This window comes from Pseudogracilibacillus amylolyticus (SeqCode), from assembly GCF_051918545.1.
Lineage (GTDB): Bacteria > Bacillota > Bacilli > Bacillales > Amphibacillaceae > Pseudogracilibacillus.
In genome coordinates this window covers 1-11,566 of the sequence record NZ_JBPPZG010000127.1, presented here as the reverse complement: position 1 = coordinate 11,566, position 11,566 = coordinate 1, and the positions used below count along the sequence as shown (strand labels likewise).

General features: G+C 36.2%; 6 protein-coding genes, 1 pseudogene and 1 other annotated feature. Of the genes and pseudogenes, 3 read left to right on the top strand and 4 right to left on the bottom strand.

The annotated features are described in order from the left end of the window. Nucleotides 1-183: pseudogene (locus tag ACPYKA_RS13815) on the bottom strand (hypothetical protein); the annotation flags it as partial. Nucleotides 184-512: 329 nt separating this feature from the next. Next, the gene (locus ACPYKA_RS13810; RefSeq protein ID WP_479542822.1) at nucleotides 513-2,741 is read right to left on the bottom strand and encodes a bifunctional metallophosphatase/5'-nucleotidase; all 2,229 of its coding nucleotides are present in this window, start codon (nucleotides 2,739-2,741) and stop codon (nucleotides 513-515) included. Nucleotides 2,742-3,142: 401 nt separating this feature from the next. Next, nucleotides 3,143-3,394, top strand: a binding site (T-box leader). 136 nt (nucleotides 3,395-3,530) lie between these two features. On the opposite strand from ACPYKA_RS13810, the gene brnQ reads away from it, so the two are divergent. Next, on the top strand, nucleotides 3,531-4,862 hold the full coding sequence (gene brnQ / locus ACPYKA_RS13805) for a branched-chain amino acid transport system II carrier protein (protein ID WP_479542821.1): 1,332 nt from the start codon (nucleotides 3,531-3,533) through the stop codon (nucleotides 4,860-4,862). Nucleotides 4,863-5,332: 470 nt separating this feature from the next. After that, the gene (locus ACPYKA_RS13800; RefSeq protein WP_479542820.1) at nucleotides 5,333-7,024 is read left to right on the top strand and encodes a putative bifunctional diguanylate cyclase/phosphodiesterase; all 1,692 of its coding nucleotides are present in this window, start codon (nucleotides 5,333-5,335) and stop codon (nucleotides 7,022-7,024) included. A gap of 445 nt (nucleotides 7,025-7,469) precedes the next feature. On the opposite strand, the gene ACPYKA_RS13795 is transcribed toward ACPYKA_RS13800, so the two are convergent. Both ACPYKA_RS13795 and ACPYKA_RS13790 read right to left on the bottom strand, forming a co-directional pair. Further along, nucleotides 7,470-8,435: a bile acid:sodium symporter family protein gene (locus ACPYKA_RS13795; protein WP_479542819.1), complete on the bottom strand. Its 966-nt coding sequence runs from the start codon at nucleotides 8,433-8,435 to the stop codon at nucleotides 7,470-7,472. Nucleotides 8,436-9,254: 819 nt separating this feature from the next. Continuing rightward, nucleotides 9,255-9,713, bottom strand: coding sequence for a hypothetical protein (locus ACPYKA_RS13790; protein ID WP_479542818.1), 459 nt, complete (start codon nucleotides 9,711-9,713; stop codon nucleotides 9,255-9,257). Nucleotides 9,714-9,858: 145 nt separating this feature from the next. On the opposite strand from ACPYKA_RS13790, the gene ACPYKA_RS13785 reads away from it, so the two are divergent. Continuing rightward, the gene (locus tag ACPYKA_RS13785; RefSeq protein WP_479542817.1) at nucleotides 9,859-11,298 is read left to right on the top strand and encodes a sodium/proline symporter; all 1,440 of its coding nucleotides are present in this window, start codon (nucleotides 9,859-9,861) and stop codon (nucleotides 11,296-11,298) included. The last annotated feature ends 268 nt before the right edge of the window (nucleotides 11,299-11,566 follow it).

The following is an 11,566-nucleotide window of genomic DNA, read 5'->3' as shown; positions in this document are numbered from 1 at the left end:
TTGAGCAACATATTCCGTTTTCGCTAAATCCTTATCAAGTCCAAGAGTAGAAGCTAATACTTGATTAAACATAACTAATTTTGGTTCCTGAACTGGCGTTGGTCTTGTTTTTGTGTAATAAATTGAAGGTAATTTCATATAACTATTTTCTAAATTCCAACCAAGTTCATCATTGTTTACCATATGCTCACTCCATTTTGTTCAAATGTATGTTTTTCATAATTGCTTACAATAAAGTTTAGATTCAAAACACTTATTTCTTTTGTTTAGCATACGTATTTAACTTTAATTTATCAATAATTGTCACCTTTTACGCTTTTATTTCCTCTTAAATAGGTGATTAAACTATTAAGGAATCAATGTTACTCATATTTTTTATCTTTTATTTCGGATGAAGCTCCAAAAGCAAGCAGGCTCTTAATATGACATGAAATAACTCAAAATCACGTAGCGATAAAAAATCTGCAGATAAGATAATTTTATCTGCAGATCCACATACAATTTTATTGAATTCAGTTAACTTGACGTTTTAAGAAATAAATTATTGTCCCTATGAGTAGCAACAGAGCCCCTATCAGTAGCGTAGTATAGATCGTTGTAGCTGTAGTTGGTAATGTTTTTCCTTTTTTATCATCATTATTATCAACCGTTCCATCGTCTCCAGGTCCTCCATTTGAATCATCGACCGGATCTTCAAGGTCCTTTGGATCCTCACTTGGCTCTTCTGGTTCTTCACCAGGCTTGTTCGGATCCTCCGGGTCGTTGGGTACTTCGTCTCGAGCCACATCAATAATTCGTCCTTCACGAACCGGATCAACTTTCCCATTTAAATAGTTTTCTTCCACCATATAATCCCGCAGTTGTTCCCAATCAATTTCACCGATATTTGTCACACGACCGTCGGCATAAATTTTTGCAAATGTATCAAATCCATCGCCGCCCATTGCAGTAAACTGATTCGTTGTAATCAAATATTCTTCATTTAGCGCAATTTCTACATAGTTTCCGTCGTCCTGTTTGATCTCCATCTTAATAACGCGATTTCCAGGATCCTTGCTACTATCGTATAAGAACCTCATTCCAGAAACATGTAAAAATCCACCGTTTTCTTCAGGTGCTAACCGTACACTATGTTCCAATATTTCTTTCAACTCTGCTCCGGTTACTGTTGCGACAACTGGGTCATTTCCAAATGGAAGGACTGCAATAATTTCACCAACTGTAATTGGCCCCTTGTCTATCGGAGCACGAATTCCACCGCCGTTTTGAAGGGCAATTACTGTTTCCGAGAATTTCTCTTTTGCTTTTGCTAGCATCGCATCGGTTACTAAATTTCCAAGCTCCGTCTCATTCGCCCGTACACTATCGTCACTGTCTTCACTAAGACGTGGGTTTGGTAAATCTTTTAATGCCTCCGCACCACTAGGTTCATTCATCAAATCATCTATCTCTTCCTTATACCTTTTCAAAACTCCATTAGCTTCAGGATCTTCTTCATAATTTTCAACTTTAATTAATTGTCCATCATGTTCCGTAATAACACCATTTTCATCGAAAGTGACATCTAATGTTCCAAGGTTTTCTGCATACTGACCAGCTTGAACAATGACAGTAGGATCTTTTTCATTCCCATTAGCATCAGTTGTTACTAGTGTCGGCGGTTCTAGTTTTGTATGCGAATGACCACCAACAATCACATCAATGCCATCCACTTTTGCAAGTAACAGATCGTTTCCTACTGCTGGATTACTGTCATAACCTAAATGAGTCACCGCAATTATTTTATTAATTCCTGCCTCTTCAAAAAGCTTGACTGCTGCTTTTGCAGTTTCCAAATAATTGTTAAATTTCACATTCACTGGGCTCGCTATATCAATGGTATCTTCAGTCGTTAAACCGAAAATCCCTACTTTTTCACCAGCAATATTTTTCACAATACTATGATACGATTTTCCACCTGGTGCATTTTCGACTAACGTATTTTCAGCCACGAGTCCTGCCATAAATTGATCTCCAGAAAAATCGATGTTCGATCCGAGAAGCGGAAAATTCGCACCTTGTACAAATTTCGACAAAGACTCTTGTCCACCTTCATTTGAACCAAGATCAAACTCATGATTGCCATAAACCATTGCGTCAAACCCCATAAGGTTCATTAAAGCTAGGTCAGCTTGTCCTTTAAATTCATTAAAATATAATGTCCCGGAAAAAACATCGCCACTATGTAGTAATAAGTTATTTTCATTATTTGCACGCACTTCTTTTATAGCCGAATACATTTTGGGCATTGTTTCTACATGTGCGTGCGTATCATTCATATGCATAATCGTAACATTAAATTCGTCCGCCGCTTCTTCTTCCGGATCATCAGAAGAATCCTCTTCAATTAATTCAACCGCTTGTTCCTGTTCATTCGTTTCTTTTTCCGATACATCCGTTTCTTCTTCCGTATCGGTGGATTCTTTTTGTTCTTGAGCTGCTTCTGTTTCATCAGCTTCTGTCAATTCCCCTGTTTCTTCACCTTCATTTGATTCAGAATCTGCCTGCGACTCTTCTTCCGTATCAGTCTGCTTCTTTGTTTCGTCCTCTTCTTCTGCTTCCACTTCAGCAGATTCATCCGACTCAATCACATCATCGGCTTGAAGTTCAACCTCCGCGTTCAATTGAATTGGTGAAAACGAGAACACTAATAACAAGAATAACATCACTTTTACCATCATTTTTTGAAACAGATTATTCACTACTCATATTCCTCCCCATTTTCGATAATTAATTCCTTCCTTACTAACATAGCAAGCAATTGTTAATATAAGGTCAAAATTAGGTAAAATTTCACTATCATTTTTGTAAATTTAATAGTAATTAAGAGCTTCGACATTTTTGAAATCGAAATCAATTTCTCTTAATCTATCTGTATATGTTATTTCAACAATATCCATCCTGTTTCCTGCATAAAATTGCAAAAACCTCCAATTTTTTTATATATTTGTATGTTAGTCACTATCAATGCATTTTAATTGTGTTGTTCTACTAGGTAGGGAAAAGCATGGTAGAGATAAAATAAGATTTTGGAAGGTAGTGCTTACGCGTTATTTTAAAAAATTGACACGACTACTTACACATGGTAAATTTAAAATATCATTTAAACTCTTTGACGAGAAAGAGTAAGATAGAGAAACTATTCTAAAGAGAGTCAGTGTGTGGTGAAAGCTGATGAATGTTTCTTATCTGAAAATCATCTCCGAGACGCAAAGCTGAAATGAGTAAGCTTTGACGGTTTTCCACCGTTATCATGGAACACGTATGATGGTACGTTGACTGAGAGCCGGATTGTTTCTTTTTACGAAACAGAAGGGAATATGGGTGGTAACGCGAGCGAAAACTCGTCCCAATTTAGGGGCGGGTTTTTTTGTGTTTAAACATAATCCCCATGTACGTTCGAAACATTATAAGTACTAGATAAATAGTAACAGGCTTATCAATCAACCAGACCAGGCATATAAAAATTTATATACTGGGAGGGGTTCTTCGTGGATAAGAAGAATATATTGTTTTTAGGTTTTATGTTATTTTCATTATTTTTTGGAGCAGGGAATTTAATATTTCCACCATTTTTAGGAATGGAATCAGGTGATTATTTCATACCTGCAGTGATAGGATTTATTTTAACAGCTGTTCTTATGCCGTTTCTTGCAGTTTTGTCCGTATCGTTATCCGATAATGGATTACTAGCAATCGGGCAACGTGTTCATCCGGTTTTTGGCTTTGTTTTTGCAGTAATCATTTACTTATCGATCGGTGCACTTTACGGTATTCCGCGTGCATCAAGTGTTGCGTATGAATTAGGGTTTGTCCAAGTATTTCAAGTCGAGAGTCATCTTTCTTTATTCCTGTTTACAGTCGTTTTCTTTGGAATCACCTATTTTCTAAGTGTTGATCCGAAGAAAATGATCGATTCGATCGGACAAGTTCTGACACCAATCTTACTTATTGTTTTAAGTATCTTATTTGTTAGAGCTTTTACAACGTTAAGTTATGAAGGACAAGCAGCTACGGAAAAATTTCAATCTGCTCCTTTTTTAGCGGGGTTTTTGGAAGGATATTATACAATGGACGCCATTGCGGCACTAGCATTTGGGATTGTCATGATTAATGGATTAAAAGACAAAGGTGTAAGAAAAAAGAAAGATTTAGTACGTGGAACTGCCTATGCAGGGGTTATCGCAGCACTTGCACTAACATTGGTATACATATCCCTTAGCTGGATAGGAAGAGTATTACCGATGGAAAAAGCTGTTGAAAACGGGGCTGACATACTCGTTTTAGCTGCTGGACAATTATTTACGAATAGCGGTAGTCTCTTATTTGGAACAATCGTTTTACTTGCATGTCTAACAACCTGTGTGGGACTCACAACCGCATGTGCAAGTTTCTTTAATGAAATTTTCCCTAAATTTTCGTATAAACAATTTGTTCTTGTATATGTTGTGACTGGATTGTTAATCACGAATCTAGGTCTAAATTCAATATTATCGATCGCAACTCCACTACTCGTATTCGTGTATCCATTTGCGATTGTGTTAATATTATTATCCTTAATCCAACATTTCATTGGGGAAAGCAAAAAAATGTATGTATTTTCAGTCGCTGTAACATCCGTTTTTGCATTATGTGATGTACTAGACTTGTTTCAAATTAACTTAGGAGCACTTGACAATATACTAAGCGTATTACCATTATATGTTAATGGTTTAGGTTGGGTAGTGCCAACTCTCGTTGTTGCAATAATCGGTTATGTGTGGGACTATTTTCAAGGAAATATCTCACAAAGAAAACCTGCTACACTATATGAAACTGTATAACTTGCATAAATGCAATCGAAAAGAAGGCTTAGGTAGAAAAATTCTATCTAAGCCTTATTATGGTGTTGCCCTCAAAACTATATGATTAATTTCTCCATATTTATTTTCTCCTTCATAACTGAACCTTTTGTTTACGCCCCCTCTTCTACACTTGAGCAAGCTTAAAAATTCCTTTTCAATACACAGTAGTTTAAAATTAAAAATGAATGGTTGTACTCTGATATAAAAAAACAGTGATTTAACTCATAAATCTTAGTTGAATTTTCAATTATAATACATATAGAACCTTTAAAGAGGATGTTCAAAAAGTCCGGTGAAAATGACACTGCGAATTTCTTCGTTGGCTTGTTTCTCCGCTGCTCATGTATCTAAATGCATACATTCCGCTGCTCGAAACTGCGCCGCCTCGAACTTCTTGGTCCTTTTTATCCTCCTTTTTGAACACACAATTAAAGAAACGAGGTATAACAATGCACCGTGATTCTGAGTTTAAAGAAATGATCCAAAAATTAAAAGACATTGAGATAGCCATAAACGAGTCATCTATTCTTGCAATTACAGATAATCAAGGAATTATTCAATTTGCCAACGATAAGTTTTGTCAAATATCGAAATATAGCCAGGAAGAATTAATCGGGAGCAAGCAAAGTATTGTAAATTCGGGATATCATAGCAGAGAATTTTTTAAGGAAATGTGGCGTACAATAGGCACGGGAAATGTTTGGACAGGTGAAATAAAAAATCAAGCAAAAGATGGTACCTATTATTGGGTGGATACGACGATTGTCCCCTTTCTTAAAGAAAATGGCAAACCATACAAGTACATTTCTATCAGACACGATATCACAAAACGAAAAGAACATGAAGAAACGATCGAAAAAATGGCTTTCTATGATCCTCTTACTCTATTACCGAATCGGAATTTATTAAGTGAATGGATAAACGAGCATGCTATGAAAGTTGGAGATACAGTTACTGTTCTTTTCATGGATATTGATCGCTTTAAAGCCATAAACGATAATTTTGGTCACCGTACAGGCGATTTCGTGTTAAAAGAAGTTGCTAAAAGATTGCAGAATTGTCTGCGTAAATCTGATTTCACTGTCCGGCAAGGTGGCGACGAATTTATCGTTTTCTTAAGACACCTTAGTAATCAACAAGATATTATGGCCGTTGTGAATAAAATAAAAGAACAATTCGCATTGCCTTTTTTTGTCAATGGTAAAAAAATTACGACAACAACGAGTATTGGGATTAGTATGAACACAATCGAAAAAAACGAAGATGATTATTTAAATTTCGTTGAGGCAACGATTAGACAAGCGGACACGGCCATGTATCATGCAAAAAGAAACGGCGGCAACTCCCATTGTTTCAACACACATGACCAAAATAGTGAAATGGAAAGATATTACAAACTGGATTCAGAAATTAAATATGCATTAGGTAGGAATCAATTTTCAGTTGTGTATCATCCGCTCGTTAATTTAAAAGATAATCAGATTACCGGGGTAGAAGCTTTATTACGCTGGAATAATCCAAAATTAGGATCGGTATCTCCTGTTGAATTTATACCAATTTTAGAAGAACTTGGACTGATTATTCCTGTCGGTAAGTGGGTTCTAAAAACAGTTTGCAAACAAATGAAAGTCTGGCACGATAAAGGAGTTACAATAAATAGAGCTTCAGTAAATGTATCGCCCGTCCAATTTAGAAGTCAAAATTTCGTAAAAAATGTAAAAGAAATACTACTAGAAACCGGACTTGAACCAAAACATTTAGAAATCGAAATTACCGAAGGCACGATTTTAAACATTAAAAATCCGGGAGAAACATTAGCTGAACTTAGAGAGCTTGGAGTATCTATTTCCATCGATGACTTCGGTACTGGATATTCATCCTTAAGTTATTTAAAACGCCTCCCTGTCAATACGATAAAAATAGATAAATCTTTTATTGATGACTTGGATATCGATGGTGAGGTAATTGTCGACACCATTATATCAATGGGTAAGAATCTTAAATACAACGTTGTGGCAGAAGGAATTGAAAATGAAGAGCAAGTCTCTTATTTAAAGGCTCAAAATTGTCATGAGGGACAAGGTTATTACTGGAGTAAACCGATAGAACCAGATCGATTAATTGAACTATATCATCAATAAGTTTATTCCTAATATTACGATATGCAGTAGCCTATTCCTCATTTATTATAAATTTCTCATTCCAAAATTCACTAACTCCTATCTAACAGCAAACTGAATAATCTATTTTCCAAGACAAAAATTCGCTAGACTGTGATAATCACTATCTAGCGAATTTATTTTCTTTAGCTATGGTAAGAATATATGTCTATTATTTAATTACTGCTATGGAAGGCGCTGAGTTGTTTCCATAGATGCTGAGTCGATCGAAAACATGCAGAGTCGATTCCAAAGATGTTGAGTCATTCGAAAACATGCAAAGTCGATTCCGAAGATGCTAAGTCGTTTGAAAACATGCTGAGTCGTTTGAAAACATGAGAAGTCGATTCCGAAGATGCTGAGTCGATCGAAAACATGCAGAGTTGTTAGATTTTGGACCGGACTTTTTATCACTGATCGAGCCCCATTAAGTCTTTACTGATTCGCTTTCCGCTTGCACTTCTCGATTCGATATAACAATCGCAATCAGGGCTCCAATCGATAAGTTTAGGATCGTGTTAATAACCGCAGGCACAGCCGCTAAATAACTGATATAATCCATCGCGAGAATTGCCGCGAGTGCGGTGTTGCACAGTCCTGTCTCATACATAATTGCACGGGCATCTTCTTCTTTAAACTTAAAAACCCTCGCAAAAAAATAGCCTAAAAACATCGGAATGACAATTTGCAGTACCGTTATCCCTATGAGTAGTGGTAGCAGTGACAGGTTATCCCGTAGTAATGGTTGTGAACCCGATACGACAGACAAAACAATTAGTACCAGTGTTAGTGATGAGAAAAATCTGACTGTCGGTCGAACCGCTTCTACCAAACGAGCAAGTTTTAATTGAATTACTAGTCCCAAAATAATCGGTAATAATACAATCAATAACATTCTTATAATTAAAGGCAAAAATTCAATTGGGATCAAATGTCCAACTGTTGTCTCTAATAAAATGGGCGTCACAAGCGGACTGATAAATGTATCAACAACTGACATCGTAATACTAAGTAAAACAGTTCCATTTGCCATAAACGTATATAGGCTTGCGGCTGTTGCACTTGGCACACTCCCTGCTAAAATAAATCCAGTTAGTAAATCAGGTGAATGAGATAAAAAATAAAAACCAAGCACGACAGAAATTAAGACAGTCACCGTCCATTTAAATGCCACCCCAAAAAATACCAACTTCGGTTGTTTAAATACATAACGAAAACTGGACGGCGGAATAGTCAATCCCATTAAAAATAATATAAGTCCGAGCATAAACCCGGTCCAATCTGTCAGCGGTAAAAAAGGTGTAGGAACAAAATAAGCTATAAAAGCAAAGACTAAAATCCATAGCGGGAGAAATTTTGTCATCGCTATATTGATAATGTTAAGTCCCCTCATTATTTTCTCTCCCTTCAAAATACAGATAGATACATGTTAACATAGATTATTTAGCAACATATTAGTCAACGACCTCAATTCAATATTCGACAAATAAACAATTTAATTCAGGTTTCTCTAAAAAGCTTATCATATTCGACTAACGCGATTTACCATATAAAATTCGTAATAACCACGTAAGTAGCGATTTATCCACAATGAAACAGTTATCCAGCCAATTTAACATGTAACCACGGAAAATTCGTAATACCACACAAGTTGCAATTTAACCACGAACGAAGCAGTTATTCAGCTAATTTAACATTTAACCACGGGAATATTCGAATTAACCACACAAGTAGCGATTTATCCACGGATGAAACAGTTATCCAGCAAATTCAACATTTAACCACGAGAAATTCGTAATAACCACGCAAGTTGTAATTTATCCACGAACGAAGCAGTTATTCAGCTAATTTAACATTTAACCACGGGAATATTCGAATTAATCACACAAGTTGCCATTTATCCACGAACGAAGCAGTTATCCAGTCAATTTAACGTTTAACCACGGGAATATTCGAATTAACCACACAAGTTGCCATTTATCCACGAATGAAACCGTTATCCAGCTAATTCAACATTTAACCATTGGAAATTCGAATTAACCACGCAAGTTGCCATTTATCCACGAATGAAGCCGTTATCCAGCTAATTTAACGTTTAACCACGGGAAATTCGAATTAACCACGCAAGTTGCGATTTATCCACGAACAAAGCTGGTGTCCAGATAATTTACGATTTAAACACGGAAATGGAAAAATAACCACGCAAGTTTATTCAGCACACAAACTGGGCTTTCACAAGATTCATAGAAATTGCCGGATTAATTTGTTTGACCGTCTTTTCAAAAAGATACCTTTCTTTTTTCGGGATGATATTGACTGGAAGTTCCCATAGTAAGGAAGTCTTATTATCCTCCGTTTTCACGGTAACATGAAATGTGTATTCAACAACCGATGCATCTAAAGTAGACCGAGTTTTTTCAGCTAAAAAAATTCTTTTAACTTCTTGTAAGGGAACCGCTCTTGTCCGAAATAACGTTCGATAAACAAGGTGGTCCTCTTTTATATACACACATATACGAAGATCTTTTATAAACACAAATAGCTGAATAAACAGAAATAAGCGCATCAATCCATAATCAAGGAAATAATAAACGCTAATGAAAATTAACGCTGTAAGTCCATGTTTAATAAAAATCGGTGTTCTACGTTTTCGAAAATATTTTTGTTCCATATTCTCACTCCAACAACAATATTCTTTCATATAAGTTTAGTAAATTAATATTTAAATTACGGTTTACATAGAATGATAGTAAAACGTTCACATTAGAAGGTGAACGTTTAAGCCTATACTACCAATTATTTGAGGAGGGAAAAACATGAGTACAATTATTTTGGTGGAATTCATTCTTTATTTTATTGGTATTATTGTTATTGCTTACCTAACTAGTCGAACAAAGATGAGTCATTCGGTGTTTATTTTAGGAGGGAAAAAACTGCCTGGATGGGCACTCGCTTTTTCCGAACGGGCAACTGGGGAATCGGCTTGGCTACTCCTCGGGTTTACTGGATTCGTTTTTGCCACTGGACTATCCGGAGTTTGGGTTGCAATTGGTATTGCTGTTGGAATTATTTTTGCTTGGTTAGTATTAGCACGTAAGTTCCGAGCTGAAGCAGATAAATACAATGTTCTCACCTTACCAGATTATTTAGCTGTAAAATTTCAGGCAAAAGCAAATATTATTAGATGGTTAGTTACAGTGTTAATCGCTAGTTTTTTTATGTTTTATGTTGGTGCCCAGCTCGCTGGGGCGGGAAAATTATTTCTCACAACATTTAATATGAATGAAACTACTGGAGTTATTATTGCTACCATCGTTATTATGGCAACGGCTTATTTTGGCGGATTTTTATCTGTCGTTTGGACGGATATGATTCAAAGTATCATGATGCTCCTTACCCTCGTCGTCTTGCCGATTGTTGCTCTTATTTATATTGGCACAAATGATTTATCGATCTCTACATCTCTCGCTACTGCTGGAGAAGGCTTCGACTCCTGGATGGGAGGAGTGACTGGATTTGCAATTGGTGTCCTGTTTTTTAATAATTTTTCTTGGTTTTTCGGATACTTGGGAGGTCAGCCGCAGTTAAGTGCACGGTTTATGGCGTTAAAAAATGACCGTGAAGCAAAACAAGGGATCACTGTAGCAATAATTTGGACCATTCTCGCCTATACTGGTGCATTTTTAATCGGGCTTGCCGCAATTGCCATGTACCAACAAGGAAGTTTTGTCGATGTAGAAACAGTTCTCCCGCATATGATTCTTGACCTCACGCCAACTTGGATAGCAGGGATTTTACTAGCTGGAATAATGGCGGCCATCATAACAACCGCAAATTCACAGCTTATGGTTGTCACCAGTTCGGTAAGTGAAGATATTATTCATAAAACACTAGGTATGAAACTGACCGATAAACAGTTAGTAACGATTTCACGGATTGTCATTTTAGCTGTAGGAATAATCGGCATGATTATTGCGCTAACCTCTGAATCTTTACTCTACCTAGTCGTAAGTTGGGCTTGGGCCGGAGTTGGAGGCACATTATCCCCTGCAATTCTAATGACTTTCTTTTGGATACGATATTCAAGCACTGGACTAATCGCAACCGTCATCTCTGGATTCATTTTCACTGTTTTGTGGATTAGTACCCCACTTGATGGCATTATTACATCTAGATTCTCAACCTTTTTCATTGCTGCGATTTTTGGAATTGTCTTTAGTTTAATGTTTCCAGACAAAGAAGAAAAAAGTATATAACAAAAAACGCTTCTTCTCACAAAAAGTATGGGAAGAAGTGTTTTTTTATGATCAATTAAAATAGGAAAGACCAGTTATTTAAAACTACTCTTTTCAATTTCATGAAAAGATGAGATAAAGAGAGGAATTGTATGATTTCAAGAGTAAAAGCGCGATGATACTCGCTTTCATCTTCATTGTTCTCGTTTTCATGGAAGAATATGCAATTTGCCTGTTTGTGAAAAATTGAACATAATATAAGTAGCATATAAATGAAAGGGGTATTTCT